Below are 16,795 nucleotides of genomic sequence, written 5' to 3'. Positions count from 1 at the left end.
ATAAAGGGGTGTTTCATATTATGAAGACGAAATTCAAGAAAACTACGATTTCGGTCATAGCGTCAGTTCTTCTGTTAAGCCAGCTTATCGGCTGTAGCGGCAGCTCTACGGACGGAAAGAATTCATCTAATGGCTCAAATGCAGCCGACAACAGCGCATCTCCTATTACATTAACCTATTTCACACAAGATCCTAGCGCCAATTGGAATAACATGCAGGATCGAATAGGCAAGATCATTACTGAAAAAACAGGCGTCGTATTGGATGCCGAGTTTGCGGTAGGCGATCCTACACAGAAGGTAGCGATTATGGCAGCAACGGGTGAAGTTCCTGATCTGATCGCGGCCAAAGCGGACATCGGCAAGCTGGTTGATGTGGGTGCGATTCTCGACCTGACAGACTTGATTGAGGAGCATGCTCCGAACATTAAGAAAATGCTGGGTGATCAAATTGTACGCGCCAAATACAGTCTGGAAGATCAAGCGATCTATACGATCCCAACTTGGTCTGCCATTGACGAGCGCAAGCTCAAACCCGATTATGGCTTCCAACTGCAGCACCGTGTTGTAAAAGAAGCCGGATATCCTGAGATCCGCACCGTTAAGGATTTTGAGAAGGTTATCAAGGAATACCTGGACAAACACCCTACGGATGAGAACGGCAATCCGAACATCGGACTTACGCTCAATGCTGACGACTGGCATATGTATCAGGTAACGAATATGGGCTTCTTTACGACAGGCGCGCCAGATGACGGCGAGTATTATGTCGACCAAGAAACATTTGATGTAACATATCATTTCCGTCGTCCCGAGGAACGAGAGTATTTCCGCTGGCTGAACCATATGAACTCTATCGGGCTGCTGGACAAGGAAAGCTTTGTACAGAAAACAGATCAATTCAAAGCCAAGGTTGCATCCGGGCGGGTACTCGGCCTGATCGACCCTGCTTGGGACTATGGGGAGGCGCAAAACGCTCTAAAAGCGGAGGGCAAATTCGATCAGACCTACGGTCATTACCCGGTTACAATGTCCAAGGAGTACAAGGATACCAGCTTCTGGCCGGCGGGCTTTGATGGAGGCTATGGCATAGCCATCTCGGAAGACTGCAAAGACCCGGTAGCCGCTATTAAGTTCCTAGACTATTTGGCTTCAGAAGAAGGTCAGATCTTGATCAACTGGGGCGTTGAAGGTATAGACTACATTGTTCAGGATGGCAAGAGAATTGTGCCAAAAGAAACTCAAGACAAAATGGACAAAGAAGGAAATGCCTATCTGAAGGAGTCGGGGCTTGGATTGTACTGGAACCTTACGGTTCATTACGGGGATGGAATCCAGGATTCAACTGGAAACTACTTCACCAAGAACAACCGGGAAATGCTGATAGCTACCTTCAGTCAGCCTGAGAAAGAGGTTTTGGAAGCTTATAACGTTGAAACCTGGAGGGATCTGTTCCCGAAAGAAGAGGAATTCCCTGAAAGAAAAGCTGGCGCAGCTTACAATATCGTTCTGCCTAGCGACAGCAAAGCTACAATCCTTATGCAAAAAATGAAAGATATTACTTGGAAACGGGTTCCAGAGGCGATTATGGCCAATCCGGATCAATTCGATAAAATCTGGGATGATTATATGGCGGATTTGGAAAAAGCAGGCGTGAAAGAGATGGAAGAGGCTTACGGCCAATTCGTCAAGGATCGCGTTAAGCTTTGGAGCGGTGAGTAGTAACCAAAGCAGCGATTTATTACAGAATTAGCTGGAATATTTCCGGCTAATTTTGTATACGCTTGACTAACTTCGCAACCGAAATAGATAATGATAGCCGCTGAATGACCGCGGAGTGGAAAGGTAAGGATACAATGATGAATATAACACCATGCAACCCCAGAGCTTCCGATGAAGTAAGGTCGGTTCTAAACTATCTCAGCGAAATTAGAGGAAAAGGCATTATTACGGGACAGCACACGCAGACGATCGCGCAGGATGAGCTGCATTACATTCATGAGGTAACAGGTAAACGGCCTGCGCTCTGCGGTTTTGAACTGCTCGCCTATTCCCCGAACATTAATTATAATGACAGCGGCGAGGAATGCTTGCAGGAAGTCGAAGAAAACAAAGATACGCTGCAAAAGGCTTGGGAATGGGCGGAGAAAGAGAACGGCTTGATCACCTTTACATGGCACTGGTTCTCTCCGCTCGGCGGTCGAGATAAGAGCTTTTATACCGAGCATACCGATTTTGACGCAGCGAAAGCGACTGTGGAAGGTACCGCAGAACACAAGGCCTTGCTGTCCGATATGGATGATATGGCGGAAATTTTGCGGGAATTCCGCGACAAGCGGATCCCGATATTATGGCGCCCTTTTCATGAAGCGGAAGGAGCCTGGTTCTGGTGGGGCAGCAAGGGGCCTGAAGTTGCGAAGCAATTATACCGAATCATGTACGATAGATATACCAAGCATCACGATTTGACGAACTTAATTTGGGTATGGAACTCCCCACTGGTCGAAGGCTATGTCGGAGATGATGTTGTTGACATCATTTCAAGAGATTTATATCCGCCAGCCCACCAGCATACGGATTTGCGGCAGGAATATGAGGAGCTGATTCGCATCACTCCTACCCCGAAGCTTGCCGCTCTTGGGGAGATCGGCCCTCTACCGTGCGTCCAGAGTATTTCCGAATCACGAATTCCGTGGCTCTGGTTTATGATTTGGTCCAACGATTTTGGCAAAACCGACAAATTTACCAGGAAAGAGATACTGCGCAGCGCCTACCACAGCGACTATGCCATCACCTTGGATAGGCTGCCGAAACTATATTAATTTATAAACTAAAAACCAGCCCAAACCATTCATCCGGGGCTGGTTTTATTCTTTCAATAATCAGTGTCAGGAAATATTTGGATCACAACTAATCCAGCTTGCCCTCGTCCAACTATATGAACATACCAATCAACAGGGTGATGACATATGAAAAGTAACCAAAGCTTACTGCTGTTTGTTCTCGCAGCATCACTGCTGTATGCCGCTCCTGTCCATGGGCAGACAGAAACGGGCAGCGCAGATGCTCATTCGCAATCTTTAATTCAGTCGCATTCCAAGCCCATTGCCATTTACCTGGACGACCGGCAGCTAGAAGCCGAGACGGAACCGCTGATCGTGAACGGCACGGTACTCGTCCCGATCCGGGGACTGTTCGAGGAACAAGGCGCCGAGCTGGTTTGGGACGGCACGACCAAGACACTTACCGCAACCAAAGACGACCTGAAGCTTACTTATCGCATAGGTGATGCCGCCGCTGATCTCAACGGCCAGTCGGTTAGCCTGACCGTTCCCGGCCGAATTGAGAACGGGTACACCTTGGTGCCGCTGCGGTTCGTCAGCGAAACCTTGGGCAGCACCGTCAAATGGTCGGCTGACACGCGAACGGTTCATATCTCGTCTCCGATAAACTATGAGACTAGCATCCTTTGGGGCGTTAATCTTCGCAGCCAGCCGGATACCGAGGAAGGTTCAGCTACGGGTGAGCTGATCCCTGCAGGAGAGAAAGTTCATGTCATTCGTGAAGTCGATGCCTTTTGGCTGGAGGTACGTACCCGGGATCATAAGCGTGGATATATCTCAGCCAAGCCGAAATTTACCGATTATACGAGTCCTGCCCTCATTGAACGACAAAGACAGGCGTTAATTACATATGGACAGCAATACTTAGGCACGCCGTATGAGTTCGGGGCTTCGCCCGACCAGACGAATACGTTCGACTGCTCTTCCTTTGTGAAGCGTATCTTCCAGGAAACGCTGGGCATTGAGCTCCCACGAGTCTCCTACAATCAAGCCAAAGAAGGCCAAGAGGTCGTTATAGATGAACTGCGCACCGGGGATCTGCTCTTCTTCGGCGCACGAGGCTTGGATATTGGCCATGTCGGGATTTATGCGGGTAACAATCAAATTCTGCACACCTACTCGAAGAAGCTGGGCGTTCACATCGGGGAATTTGACGGCTATTGGAAGGAAAGGTTTGTAACGGCCCGCAGGGTCTTTTGAGCAGATGTATGGAAATTATGTACAGCTGCAGTTACGGATAATTGCAACAAAAGAGTGCGAGAAGTTACGGGAAACTGCGGAAGGCATAAAGGTTATTTAATCTACCTTTGCGGATGCCCCTAGGGATATGAATAGACTATTGCATAGGATAAAGGAGCCGTTCAATGTGAACTGCTCCTTTATTATTGATTTGCTGACAGATCTGAGGAATTTATAAGCCCCTATCCATGGATTAAATGTTTGATATTATAGTGTGTATAATGTAAAGATGGTTTATAAACTATTTATGGTGGTGACGCCATGTTCAAAATTATGCTGATCGAAGATGACGCCAGCCTATTTAGCGAAATTCGGGAACGGCTGCAGCAATGGAGCTATGAAGTATATGGCATTGAGGATTTCAGCAGCGTCATGCAGGAGTTCGCAGCGGTGAAGCCGGATCTCGTCGTTGTTGATATCCAGCTGCCGAAGTTCGACGGATTTCATTGGTGCCGGATGATTCGCGCCCATTCCCACGTGCCGATTATTTTCCTGTCGTCGCGCGACCATCCTACGGATATGGTTATGTCCATGCAGCTGGGAGCCGACGATTTCATTCAGAAGCCCTTCCATTTCGATGTGCTTGTGGCGAAGATTCAGGCCACCCTGCGACGTGTCTATGATTATAATACGGAAGCGGTCTCGCTCCGCACCTGGTGCGGGGCCACGATCGATTATGAGAAGAATACGGTTAGGAACACGGAAGGCATGATCGAGCTCACCAAGAATGAAATTTACATACTAAAGCTGCTCATTGAGCAGAAGAACAAAATCGTTGCCCGGGAAGAGCTGATTAAGAGCCTCTGGGATGACGAGCGTTTCATTAGCGACAATACGTTGACGGTCAACGTAAATCGGCTGCGCAAGAAGCTGGACGAGCTTGGCTTGGGCCGCATGATTGAGACGAAGGTTGGGCAAGGCTACATCGCTATCCAGGAAGAGACCAAGGGCGGGCAAGACTACATGGCCACCCAGGAAGGTGAAGCCCATGATTAGAAAATACCTGATCGAGCGCCGCAGCTGGATTCTGCTCGTCATTACCCTGCAGCTGCTCACCTTGTCCATCGCCTATCTCGACCCGGAGATTCCACTCCGCTCCCTGCTCTACATCGTGTTTCTATCCGCGATGATCTTCATCATCTTTCTCCTCGTCCGCTACCAGCAGGAGACCCGGTTCTATAAAAATCTGGAGGATTGGGAACCGGATCTTGACGTAACGGACTTAGTGGAAGGGCACCGACCCTTCGAGAGAATGACCCGAACCCTTCTCCTTGAACAGACGAAACGGCTCAAGGAAGAAGCCGTGTATAACCGCGCCACTCTGGAGGAGGAGAAAGATTATCTCCTGTCCTGGATCCATGAAGTGAAGACGCCGCTTACCGCGATGCATCTCATGCTGGAACGTCTGGAGGACGAGACCCTGAAGACGCAGTTGACCTACGAATGGCTGCGCATCCACCTCCTGCTTGATCAACAGCTGCACCAGAAGCGAATCCCCTCCATGGAAAATGATTTGTATGTCGAATGGCTTGACGTGAAGGCTATACTCTTCGCAGAAATACGTACTCTGCGGTCATGGTGCATGCAGAAAGGACTTGGCTTTGAGGTGGATTTACAGGCGACCGAGGTGCTGAGCGATGGCAAGTGGCTTGCCTTCATTGTCCGTCAGCTGCTGACCAATGCCGTGAAATACAGCGAGGCGGGAGACATTAGCGTGAAGAGCTATACCCACGGAGGCCACATCGTTCTGGACATACAGGATCAAGGCCGGGGGATCGATTCACGGGATCTTCCCCGCATTTTCGATAAAGGCTTCACCTCGACGACCAAGCATCATGAAGAAAAAGCAACCGGCATGGGCCTGTACTTAGCCCACAAAGCCGCCCAGCCGCTTCATATCCGCATAAATATCACCTCCGTAGCGGGAGCCGGCACGACGGCAAGCCTCATCTTCCCGCAGCGGAATGCATTCGTCCGGGTTCAAGGCGAATAGCGCAGGCATGTGACAACATTGTCACATGCCTTGTTCAATTGTTCGGCGAAACGAAGGAACGAGAACGGCGATCCCTTTTATACTGGAGCTACTGAATAAAGGAGTGTGGAGAAATGGCGATTCTGGAAGCCACTAAAATTCATAAAAGCTACGGCAATAGATTCAATAAACAAGAAGTGTTAAAAGGGATCGATCTAAGCATCGACCAAGGGGAGTTCATCGGAATCATGGGAGCCTCAGGTTCCGGAAAGACGACCTTGTTGAATGTCCTCTCTTCCATCGATCAGGCCAGTGACGGCATCGTGCTGATCGAAGGCCATGAAATGACGGGTATGAAAGAGAGGGAGCTGGCAGAGTTCCGCAAGCGGCATTTGGGGTTTATTTTTCAGGAGTATAATTTGCTCGACACGCTCACAGTGAAGGAGAACATCCTGCTTCCGCTGTCGGTTTCCAATGTGTCCAAGAAAGAGGCTAACCAAAGGTTTCAAGCGGTCGCGACCGAGCTGGGAATTCATGAGATCAAGGATAAGTATCCGAATGAAATTTCCGGAGGGCAGAAGCAGCGCACCTCGGCCGCTCGGGCGTTTATCCACGAGCCAAGCATTATTTTTGCGGATGAGCCTACGGGGGCGCTGGATTCCAAATCGGCCTCGGATCTGCTCAACAAGCTAAGCGAAATGAACAAGAAGCGGCAAGCCACGATCGTGATGGTGACGCATGATCCGGTCGCTGCGAGCTATTGCAGCCGGGTTATATTTATCAAGGATGGGCAGGTTTACACGCAGCTCAATAAAGGAGAAGAGACGCGGCAGACTTTCTTCAAGGACATTATGAAAACGCAAGGAGTACTAGGAGGGGTGCAGGTTGAGCATTAATTACATCATTCTCCGCAACCTCAAGAAGAACGCTAAAAATTACTACCTGTACGTCTTCGCCCTCATTTTCAGCGTTGCGCTCTATTTCGCGTTCGTCACGCTGCAGTATGATCCCGCTATGGATGAGATCAAAGGGAGCATCAAGGGCGGAGCGGCGATCGGCGCCGGATCGATTCTGTTGATTGCCATTGTGTCTATCTTCCTGTTGTATGCCAACAATTTATTCATCAAACGGCGCAGCAAAGAGATCGGGCTGTTCCAACTGATCGGGCTGACCAAGAATCGGATATTCCGTATTCTGACGGCGGAGAACTTTATCCTCTATTTCGGCTCGCTGTTGATCGGGATGTTCGTCGGGTTCTCTTTTTCCAAGCTGATTATTATGATTCTATTTAAATTTACTGCGGTGGAGTCTGGGGCAGCACTAAGATTCTCTGTTCAAGCCGTTATTCAGACAGTCATCGTATTTCTGGCCATTTATCTGCTGATAATGCTGATGAATTATACCTTCATGAAGCGGCAGAGCATCCTCTCTCTCTTCAGAGTACGGTCGTCCACGGAAGAGAAGGTAAAGAAGGTGTCGCCATGGGAAATGATTCTTGGCATCTTCGGATTGGCCTTGATCGCACTCGGCTATTACATTTCCACGAAGCTGTTCAGCGGGGATTTCATTGAAATGGGCCATTTATTCCTGGCAATGGTCGCCATACTGGGCTCGGTGATCGTGGGAACGTATCTGTTCTACAAGGGGTCGGTGCGGTTCATCTTCTATCTGGTTCGCCGGCAAAAAGGAGGCTATTTGAACATTAATGAGGTTCTGTCCCTCTCCTCCATCATGTTCCGCATGAAGTCCAACGCTCTGATGCTGACTATCATTACGACGGTATCGGCATTGGCCATTGGCCTGTTGTCGCTCAGCTATATTTCCTATTATTCTGCCGAGCAGTCGGGGAAGGACAATGTGCCTAATGACTTCGCATTTATCGTTCAAGCTGATGCCGATAAGTTCAAAGAGGCTTTGACCTCTGATGGTATTCCGTTTCAAGAGACATCCATTGACGTACTTCGTGTTAAAGGGGATTTCGCCCAGGTGATGGATATTCACCTTAGCAATAACGACTCCGGAGCCAATACCATTATTCTGAATGTCATTAGCGAAACAGCGGTCAATCAGCTTGATTTATCGGAGGAGGAGACTCGCCTGACGGGGTATAACGATCTGATGCGTAACTTTTTCACGATTCAAGATAGCGGAGAGATCCAACTGGTTGGTCAACATGAGAGCATTCCACAGCAAATTCAGGGTTTGGGGGATGAGTTTCTTGTATCAAGTTATTTCACCCGCGGCCTTCCAATTGCTATTGTAGACCAGGCGGTGTTCGAACGTTTGAGACAGGATATCGACCCGGAAATTCAAGGGAACTTCCCCACATATATCGGGATCGATATTACCGATGCAGATAAACTCAAAGAGGCTAACACTGTTTTTGACGAACTCGGTTTAGGCAACAGTCGCACCAATGACTCACAGCTGGCGACCATACACAGCCATCAGCAAACGATGGGACTAATCATGTTCGTGGTCGGCTTCCTCGGACTCACCTTCCTGATGACCTCCGGCTGTATTCTGTACTTCAAGCAGATGGATGAAAGCGAGGAAGAGAAGCCAAACTATACGATACTGCGCAAGCTCGGCTTTACCCAAGGAGACTTGTTAAGGGGAATTCAAGCGAAGCAGCTGTTCAACTTCGGCATTCCGCTCATTGCGGGTTTGTCACACAGCTACTTTGCCGTGAAGTCTGGCTGGTTCCTGTTCGGTACCGAGCTATGGACGCCGATGATCCTGGTTATGCTGCTCTATACGGGTCTCTACTCGATCTTTGCGTTTCTATCCGTGCTGTATTATAAGCGTGTAATTCGGGAGGCCTTGTAGAGGTCAATGCAATGGGGATGATGCGCAGGGTTCAAAATTGTAAGCAGGAATGCACTCGCAGAAGATGGAGATTGTACGGTGCTGATAGTGATGGGAACTGCTATAAAACGCAGGGCTCAAGAGGAAAGTAAGCCTAAAGCGACGCATTAGATACACCATATCCAGCTATTTCGGCTAACTTCCACCATAGAGCTAAAATAGAATCATGAATTCCACTTTATTCACCTCAAATGGCATTGACGGCGATGAAGCAACAGTCCGGCCATCAAGTTTGTACACGCAAAACCTAAAGAACGGAGCAGCCATAAATGGCTGCCCGGTTCTTTTTCTATTCCGGCTTCACACTTTGCGTCTGCTGGATCTGAATCTGTCCCGTCTCATAGAATTCTTACTCCTAGAAACCAATTGTTCTTCCGCCCCGTTTATAGCGAACGTCGTCGTCTCCATGCTTCTGGCTATCAGAAGCTGGGCTGCTGCTGCTCTCTGGAACGTCCTCCTTACTTAACACAATCCTCCAAATCCTCCTTGGGAGTGGCGGCAACCGTGCGTACTGTCATTTCTCCGTTTCCTCCAAATTAAGTTATTGATTAGTATGATTTCACATTAGAAGAATATCCGCACAAAAACAAAAGGTATACTGATTTATCCTCAGTATACCTCACATATTTCTTTACTTAGTCGGAATGTTCAGATCCAGCAGCTCTGCAACGTTTACCAGCTTAACCCCATCGTCCCTAAGCTGCTTGATGATCTTAGGCAGGGCATTGACCGTACAGGACAAATCCTCGCCTTTGCCGCCGCCGGAGTGGTGTAGAATAATTGATCCAGGCTTCACATGCGCAAGCACATTCGTCTCCACCTCCTGCGGAGTCAGGCCCTTCCAATCGAGGGAGTCAACGTTCCAATTGATAATCTTCTTGCCTTGACTTGCTAACCACTGGATCTGGCCTTCGCTGATGTTCCCATAAGGCGGTCGAATAATATTGGGGGTATAGCCCGTATACTCGCTAATGAGTCTATCCGTCCTAATAACTTGCTCGCGGAAATCTGCATCCGAAAGCTTAGGCAGATTGGCATGGTTATAGGAATGATTACCAAGGAGATGTCCTTCCCGAACTATGCGCTTTACGATTTCCGGATGAGCTTCTATCCGATTCCCCACCACAAAAAATGTAGCTTGCACGCCCTCCCTTTTCAAAATATCCAGCACCAACGGTGTAAATTGATCATCCGGTGCATCGTCAAAGGTCAGGGCCACCTCCCTTTTAGAGGAAGGGCCGTTCAATATGAAAGTGCTGCGGTATTTCTTTCGCAAGTCCGCTAAGGATAACGGGTGCGGCTTTCGCACTACTTTTTCCGGCCCGTCTGCCAAGTTAGGGGTAGTAGACTCGTTCTGTAATATTTTGGCTTGTTCGGGTTTCGCATTTGGCTTAACCTGCTGCGCCTTCTGCTTGGTATTCTGTGCACAGCCGGCACATAAAGATAGGACAACAAGGCAAATCACGATCCAACGGAACCTCATAGCAAAATTCCCCCTGCTTTCAAAATTTGTGCTATGCCATAGGCTTCGTTATTTGGGATGAAATTATGTAATTAGAATTATGTCGCCGATTTGCCACGGGATTACTCTTTAATGATGAACGATAAAATCATCCGCCCAAGCCATGGATCAACGGTTTAATTCCAGGTTCATGATACATGACATCTACCTGACTAATCGCCCCCACGGGAAATGCAATGGTCAACACAAAACTACACATAATCAGCAGCAAAGCCCCTCTGCATCTCACTTATTAGATGTGTACTGCTTCTTCCTCTCCGGCGTTGCCCATGCCCGGTGCTTCTCAAACAACCCTACGCACCGGAGGAATACGGCTTCACTGTAGAATGCAGCGCAAGCTTCCAGACAGGCGATAATATATCCTATTCCAGTCTCAATCCGTTCCGTAGACAAGTAGTAGGCCGCCAGCTCGGAAAGTAAACGGGTGTGTTGATCTGCTGCGATCGCAGCAGGAAGCCATAGACGAATTTATGGCTATTACTGAGGGTTTAACTGATGATCAAATTAATATATTGAGACGTGTGAACAAAGAGGTTAGACGGGCATTTCATTAACTTTACGCAATCATTCCCCCCTAAAATACCGATACACCCTCTCCAGCTTCTCCTTCTGCTTCCCCTTCGGGCTCTCCATACTGCCAAACTCGAAGAATTTCACCTTCTTAATGCCAACATAGTTAAACAGCGCTTTGCGCATAAGCGTTTTGTGGGCGTTGTTGAGCCAGAACAGCGGATAGTTCATCGGGCCCTTCATCGTCGAAATGCACACGACGGACTTCCCTTTCAGCAATCCCTCTGGAAAGATTCCACCCTGATCTCGATATGCAAACCCCGAAGCGAACATCTGGTCAATGTATCCGAGCAGCATGGCTGGAGGCCGCCCCCACCAGATCGGATAAATGAACACCATCTTGTCCGCCCACATAAGCTGTTCCCTGTAAACAGCAAGCGCCGGGTCAACATGCATATCTCTCCTCCGCTTCTGCTCATTGAACACCAAGACCGGATTGAAGTCTTCTTCGTATAAATCAAGCACCTTAACCTCCGCAACGGCCTGATTCTCCTGGCTGCCCCGAACGACCTCCTGCAAAAAAGTATAATTCAAGCTCTGATGATTCGGATGCGTATATATGATTAATAACTTCATCGCCAAATCCCCTTCACTTATCATTTGATAATGAAAAGGTAGCATATAATTCATTTAATTGTCAATTGATAATTATTACTTGATAATTGTTTTATGATAATCACTTTGTTATCGTGTCTGTAGAGGTGATTCCTATGGACAAGCATGCATTGTTCCAGAAGTTCGTAGTTTTTATTGCGGCCGTTCATGAAATATCCGATCATATGACCAGAGATGTTAAATCCGAGGACATTACGCCCCTTCAGTATAAAATGCTGGAGTACATTACCTTTAACCAACCGGTCACACTGAGTGAAATCAGCAATTGCATGCATATCTCCATGCCGAATACGAGCCGAGAGCTGCGGAAACTCAGCGAGAAGCAATTATGCGACAAGTTGCCGGATGAAGAGGATCGTCGCAAGCAATATATTCGGTTGTCCAAGCAAGGGGAGAAGATGATGAGCGAGGCTTTCGGGCAAGTGGAGTCTCGCTTTGCCGAGCGAGTTGCTCACTTCTCTGAGGAGGAATTGCAGGAGATCGAGAGAGCGCTTGATCTGCTGCAGCGCAAGATTTTTTATTGAGGACAAAAAGGGGTGCCGAAGCACCCCAAACTATGACTTGCTATTTACACAGCCCATGACCCAATATCGTTAAGCAATGGGTGTGCCATTTTTAACAGATTGATCTGGTTGTAATAGCACAACATCCCCCTCCTCGGGTACGCCACCAATAACTAGCACTTCCGATTCAAAGCCTGCGATCCGCCTTACTGGAAAATTGACTACGGCAGCCACTTGCCGGCCTATGAGTTGTTCTGGTTCATAGCGTTTTGTGATTTGGGCGGAAGAACGCTTGATTCCAATCTCGCCAAAATCAATTTCCAATTTTATCGCAGGTATGCGTGCTTCCGGGAAAGCCTCCGCTTTGATCACAGTACCAATCCGAATATCTAACTTTAAAAAATCCTCTATGGTTGCCACGTTGAATACTCACTCCAATTTTAAAGATGGGAATCACAAATTTCTGTGTAGTTTTCTACTTCGACACTGCGCTCCCAGAACCCTTGCTAGTCGATCCTCTAAGCAACGGATTATTGCTCAACTAAGGACGGCCTCTTCTCTTTAGAGAGAATCCAGCCCGAGGCGCCAATCGCAATAAGAACAAAATAGAAAATAACCTTCCAAAGCGTTGAGTGTGCGAACTCATGCGGAATGATGCCTACGTCTTCATGTCCCAGCGTTAAAACGGCGAGTTTGACTCCGACCCAGCCGACGATAGCGAAGGCCGCGATTTCTAAGCCAGGTCTGGAATTCAGTAAATTCACGAACAAATTGGCCGCAAACCGCATAATGATCAGTCCGATGAATCCCCCTGCAAATATGACGATAAATTTGCCGCCGTCCATGCCGCCAATCGCCGGAAGCGGTGTGTCCGGAAGCGTCATGGCCATCGCGACAGCTGCTAAAATCGAGTCAACGGCAAATGCAATATCCGCCAATTCGACCTTGAGAACCGTTGTCCAGAAGCCAGATTTCTTCTTTTCTTTCTCCACTTTGGTCTCTGTATTCTTAATAAATATTTTTCTGACGATGTGGTTGATTGCAATAAACAATAAGTACAATGCGCCAATCGCTTGAATCTGCCATACATCAACTAGAAATGAAATGATGAACAACGAGAGCAGTCGGAACACGAAAGCGCCGGCAAGCCCGTAAAATAAAGCTTTTTTTCTCTCCGCTTCGGGCAGATGCTTAACCATGATCGCCAGCACAAGCGCATTGTCCGCAGCCAGCAGACCCTCCAGAGCAATTAGCAATAACAAAACCCAACCATATTCCAGCAAAATTGAAAAATCCATTCTCCATCTCCTCTTCCGAATCGTTCTTCGTCTTTCTATTGTTAGCCCTTTGCCTTAAAAACCATCCAAAAAACCTTTAATCAGTCACGAATCCCCCTTTAACCCATCTAAAAAGAATTAACCTTTGCCGAGAGGCAAAGGTTAATTAAAAGAGACCTTTACCCATTTCAAACACAGGCAAAGGTCTTGCTAACAACGAATTCGTTGCCAACAAAGCCGGAAGACATTGATCTTCGAATTGACGACTTTGTTGTATCAGCTACTCCCCTTTGGGAAGATATCAAGTTTCTTCAAATATAACTGCTTTACTAGAGTTTTGTCAATGGACATGTTTAGACCGAACCTATTAAATGTCCGCCTCGTTCTCCGCTTCCCAGCGCGCGACTTCCTCGCGAACCCGCGGCGCGACCTCAGTGCCTAGCAGCTCAATGGCTCTCATGACATCCTCATGCGGCATCGTGCCAAGCGGGACGTGCAGGAAGAAACGGGTGATCCCTACATGCTTGCGCAAGTTGATAATCTTCTGGGCTACCGTCTCGGGGTCGCCAACGTACAGTGCTCCCTCCGGACTCCGTGCAGCGTCGAAGCTCGCACGGTCGTAATGGCCCCAGCCACGCTCGCGGCCGATCACATTCATGCTCGCCTGCGTGGAAGGGAAGAACTTGTCTGCAGCCGCCTCTGTATCCTCCCCAACGAAGCCATGGGAGTGCGAGGCGATCGACAGCTTGGATACATCATGTCCAGCCTGCGCCGCTGCCCGCTTATATAACTGCACGAGCGGGGCGAACTGGATCGGGCGTCCGCCGATAATCGCCAGCACGAGCGGCAATCCAAGCAGCCCGGCGCGGATGACCGATTCCCGGTTTCCGCCGCTGCCGATCCATACGGGCAGCGGATTCTGAACCGGGCGGGGATAGACGCCCAAGTTATCAATCGCCGGACGATGCTTGCCGCTCCAGGTCACTTTCTCAGACTCGCATATTTTGAGCAGCAGATCCAGCTTCTCATCGAACAACTCGTCATAATCCTGCAAATCATAACCGAACAGCGGGAAGGATTCGATAAAAGATCCACGGCCCGCCATAATTTCCGCGCGCCCGTTCGAAATCCCGTCGAGCGTGGCAAAGTCCTGGAACACCCGTACCGGGTCGTCCGAGGATAGCACCGTTACAGCGCTAGTCAATCGAATCCGCTTTGTCTGAGCCGCAGCTGCAGCCAGCACAACGGCGGGAGATGATGCCGCGTAGTCCTTCCTGTGATGCTCGCCGACTCCATAAACGTCCAGCCCGACTTGATCAGCCAGTACGATTTCTTCAACGACCTCGCGCAGCCGCTGGGCATGGCTCATCACCTCACCGGTATGTACGTCCGGCGATGTCTCTACAAAAGTACTTATGCCTATTTCCATGATCGATCCCTCCTGCTTCATCCATCTATTTCACTTTATTAAAGTATACCCCTTAAACTTTCAAAAGGTAAGAACCATTCAAACAGTAAGTTATTATTTCTCTCATTGTATCCCATTTCTAGCCGCATAGCTATCCCTGGACAAAAGCGAATGATAGATGGAATTTCAGATGAGAAATCCTTTACTCGGGGGGCGACAGCCAGTGCATTGGCCGATCGAGAGTCGGCGGCAGCTTGGTATAGGCGTCTCCCTTGGCAGAGTTGATCTGAGCCTGAGTGAGAAAAATACTCTCCGTAAGATCGGCCCCCCGAAGATCAGCATCCCGCAAATCCGCGCCGATGAGGTCTGCCCCTCCCAAATCTGCACGCTGCAGGTCGGCGGCAATCAGGTATGCTCCTCTTAAATTGGCAGCTCGAAGGTCAGCGCCTTTAAGCTTAGCCCCGATCAGATCTGCGCCCCGGTTAAAAGTTCTTCGGCGAGCAGCCGAACCCTTCAGTGATTGCAACACTGCCGATCTTACAAGCTCGCTAGCTCGAAGAAGCAGCTTATTCACTTCAGCCCGGTGTGCAGCTACGTCCAGTTTCAAGAGCGTGTCGGCATCAAGATATGTCAGTTGTTCCGTCTCTTCCAGCGCTGCTCGAATGTCTTGATGAAGGGAACGCGTAGACTGGATGGTCAGCACCTCGGCCAAATACCAGAGAAGCTCATGGAGCTGCCACATCAACGGGAATACCTCGAACATCGTCTGGGCGGTATCCGGATACTGCCGCCAGTCACGCCCTCCGAAGGTCTCTTGCGAGACCTGTTGGCCCGCTCCAAAGCAGTCATATACTGTGCAGCCCCGAAAGCCCTGCTGTCTAAGACTCCGGTGAATGCCGCAGCGGAAATCAGGCTGAAGATTCGGGCAGGGCTGTCCAGCATCTTTGTCGATCGCAAAGTCAACCGAAGCCGCATAGGGAAGTGCGACGCAGCATAGCCCGAAGCAGTTCTCGCAGTCCGCCTGCAGAGCTGAATCTCGCCCAGATCCACTGGGAAATGAAGCTGCTATATTCTCATTATGCCCATAAGCTGTCAAATTCCTTTGTCGATGACCGCTCTTCGACATGGTTCCTTCCCCTTCCGCTGATCTAAGCCACCAATATTCGTATATTCAATGTAAGAATCATTTCTATGAACGTTATTATTTTACTATAACATTCTCCTTAAATAGCTTTATTTATCTAATTTCCTGAAAAAAAAGACAGTTCCTATCACATGGAGTGCAGGAACCGCCTTCTGACAACTATATTTTCTTCACGAACTCCGACTTCAGCTTCATCGCTCCGAAACCGTCAATCTTGCAATCGATATCATGATCGCCGTCAATAAGACGGATGTTCTTCACCTTCGTACCAATTTTGATGACCGATGAGCTTCCTTTCACCTTTAAGTCCTTGATGACAGTAATAGAGTCGCCGTCTTTCAGGATATTTCCATTGGCATCCTTCACGACTCTGCCCTCTTCGTCCTCGGCACCGCCGCTTGCAGACCATTCATGGCCGCATTCCGGACATACCAGCAGGTCTCTATCTTCATATGTATATTCTGAACTGCATTTCGGGCAATTAGGTAATGACATAACTTCCATGTCCTCCATTCATAGGATTGTATAATTTGCGACCCTGCATAAGCATACAGAAACTCCATATGCCTTATATAGTGTCACAGTCCGCCCATATTGGCAAACCTCCCAGAGCACTTAACATTTATTCCCTAAATTTATGGGAAAAAGCATGAAATTATAAAATTTTATCCCTATTTTATAAATATTTCCCCCTTCCCAATTTATCAGGTAGATTCCATGATTAGATTGTTAACATTTTATGAACATTCAACTTTGTAGAAAGGAAGGAACTGAAGACTAAAAAGAGAACCAGTGAAAATCCAACCCGAAGGAGGATGGTGCGCAAATTTGATAC

At 48.5% G+C, this 16,795-nt stretch carries 16 protein-coding genes; 8 read left to right on the top strand and 8 right to left on the bottom strand.

Annotation, left to right across the window (positions count from 1 at the left end; all coding sequences use genetic code 11):
- Positions 1–20 precede the first annotated feature (20 nt).
- The 7 genes from CZ379_RS05485 to CZ379_RS05455 all read left to right on the top strand — a co-directional run bounded on the left by CZ379_RS05485 (position 21) and on the right by CZ379_RS05455 (position 8,882).
- Entirely contained in the window at positions 21–1,721 is a 1,701-nt protein-coding gene (locus tag CZ379_RS05485) for an ABC transporter substrate-binding protein (RefSeq protein WP_110930742.1), read from the top strand.
- Between the two features lie 134 nt (positions 1,722–1,855).
- On the top strand, positions 1,856–2,821 hold the full coding sequence (locus tag CZ379_RS05480; RefSeq protein ID WP_110934244.1) for a glycosyl hydrolase: 966 nt from the start codon (positions 1,856–1,858) through the stop codon (positions 2,819–2,821).
- Between the two features lie 147 nt (positions 2,822–2,968).
- Positions 2,969–4,042 carry a stalk domain-containing protein gene (locus CZ379_RS05475; RefSeq protein ID WP_110930741.1) on the top strand — a complete coding sequence of 358 codons (1,074 nt, stop codon included), beginning with the start codon at positions 2,969–2,971 and terminating at the stop codon, positions 4,040–4,042.
- 300 nt (positions 4,043–4,342) lie between these two features.
- On the top strand, positions 4,343–5,077 hold the full coding sequence (locus CZ379_RS05470) for a response regulator transcription factor (protein WP_110930740.1): 735 nt from the start codon (positions 4,343–4,345) through the stop codon (positions 5,075–5,077).
- Complete coding sequence (locus CZ379_RS05465) at positions 5,070–6,074, top strand: sensor histidine kinase (protein ID WP_110930739.1); 1,005 nt, start codon at positions 5,070–5,072, stop codon at positions 6,072–6,074. The genes CZ379_RS05470 and CZ379_RS05465 overlap by 8 nt, the downstream gene beginning before the upstream one ends.
- A 113-nt stretch (positions 6,075–6,187) precedes the next feature.
- Positions 6,188–6,949, top strand: a complete 762-nt coding sequence (locus CZ379_RS05460; protein ID WP_110930738.1) for an ABC transporter ATP-binding protein — start codon at positions 6,188–6,190, stop codon at positions 6,947–6,949.
- Positions 6,939–8,882 carry an ABC transporter permease gene (locus CZ379_RS05455; RefSeq protein ID WP_110930737.1) on the top strand — a complete coding sequence of 648 codons (1,944 nt, stop codon included), beginning with the start codon at positions 6,939–6,941 and terminating at the stop codon, positions 8,880–8,882. Before CZ379_RS05460 ends, CZ379_RS05455 begins: the two co-directional genes overlap by 11 nt.
- Positions 8,883–9,552: 670 nt before the next feature.
- On the opposite strand, the gene CZ379_RS05450 is transcribed toward CZ379_RS05455, so the two are convergent.
- From CZ379_RS05450 to CZ379_RS05440, 3 genes are all read right to left on the bottom strand, one after another.
- A complete protein-coding gene (locus CZ379_RS05450) occupies positions 9,553–10,404 on the bottom strand; it encodes a polysaccharide deacetylase family protein (RefSeq protein WP_110930736.1) in 852 nt (283 codons plus the stop codon).
- A gap of 264 nt (positions 10,405–10,668) precedes the next feature.
- Entirely contained in the window at positions 10,669–10,836 is a 168-nt protein-coding gene (locus CZ379_RS25950; RefSeq protein WP_199925478.1) for a hypothetical protein, read from the bottom strand.
- A 171-nt stretch (positions 10,837–11,007) separates the two neighbouring features.
- Positions 11,008–11,589 (bottom strand): NAD(P)H-dependent oxidoreductase, encoded by a 582-nt coding sequence (locus CZ379_RS05440; RefSeq protein WP_110930735.1) that lies wholly within the window; start codon positions 11,587–11,589, stop codon positions 11,008–11,010.
- A 134-nt stretch (positions 11,590–11,723) separates the two neighbouring features.
- Here CZ379_RS05440 and CZ379_RS05435 point away from each other — a divergent pair, with 134 nt between their 5' ends.
- The gene (locus CZ379_RS05435) at positions 11,724–12,152 is read left to right on the top strand and encodes a MarR family winged helix-turn-helix transcriptional regulator (protein ID WP_110930734.1); all 429 of its coding nucleotides are present in this window, start codon (positions 11,724–11,726) and stop codon (positions 12,150–12,152) included.
- A gap of 69 nt (positions 12,153–12,221) precedes the next feature.
- On the opposite strand, the gene csaA is transcribed toward CZ379_RS05435, so the two are convergent.
- From csaA to CZ379_RS05410, 5 genes are all read right to left on the bottom strand, one after another.
- Positions 12,222–12,551 (bottom strand): chaperone CsaA, encoded by a 330-nt coding sequence (gene csaA / locus CZ379_RS05430; RefSeq protein WP_110930733.1) that lies wholly within the window; start codon positions 12,549–12,551, stop codon positions 12,222–12,224.
- A gap of 110 nt (positions 12,552–12,661) precedes the next feature.
- The gene (locus CZ379_RS05425) at positions 12,662–13,429 is read right to left on the bottom strand and encodes a TerC family protein (RefSeq protein WP_110930732.1); all 768 of its coding nucleotides are present in this window, start codon (positions 13,427–13,429) and stop codon (positions 12,662–12,664) included.
- 346 nt (positions 13,430–13,775) lie between these two features.
- Positions 13,776–14,837, bottom strand: coding sequence for an LLM class flavin-dependent oxidoreductase (locus CZ379_RS05420; protein ID WP_110930731.1), 1,062 nt, complete (start codon positions 14,835–14,837; stop codon positions 13,776–13,778).
- Positions 14,838–15,018: 181 nt separating this feature from the next.
- Positions 15,019–15,942, bottom strand: a complete 924-nt coding sequence (locus CZ379_RS05415) for a pentapeptide repeat-containing protein (protein ID WP_110930730.1) — start codon at positions 15,940–15,942, stop codon at positions 15,019–15,021.
- A 177-nt stretch (positions 15,943–16,119) separates the two neighbouring features.
- Positions 16,120–16,455, bottom strand: a complete 336-nt coding sequence (locus CZ379_RS05410; RefSeq protein ID WP_407668603.1) for a zinc ribbon domain-containing protein YjdM — start codon at positions 16,453–16,455, stop codon at positions 16,120–16,122.
- Positions 16,456–16,795 lie beyond the last annotated feature (340 nt).

The organism is Paenibacillus bouchesdurhonensis (assembly GCF_900155685.1).
In the GTDB taxonomy this organism is placed as follows: Bacteria; Bacillota; Bacilli; order Paenibacillales; family Paenibacillaceae; genus Fontibacillus; species Fontibacillus bouchesdurhonensis.
Note: the sequence above shows the minus strand (reverse complement) of the source record. Positions and strands in the feature narration are given on the sequence as shown.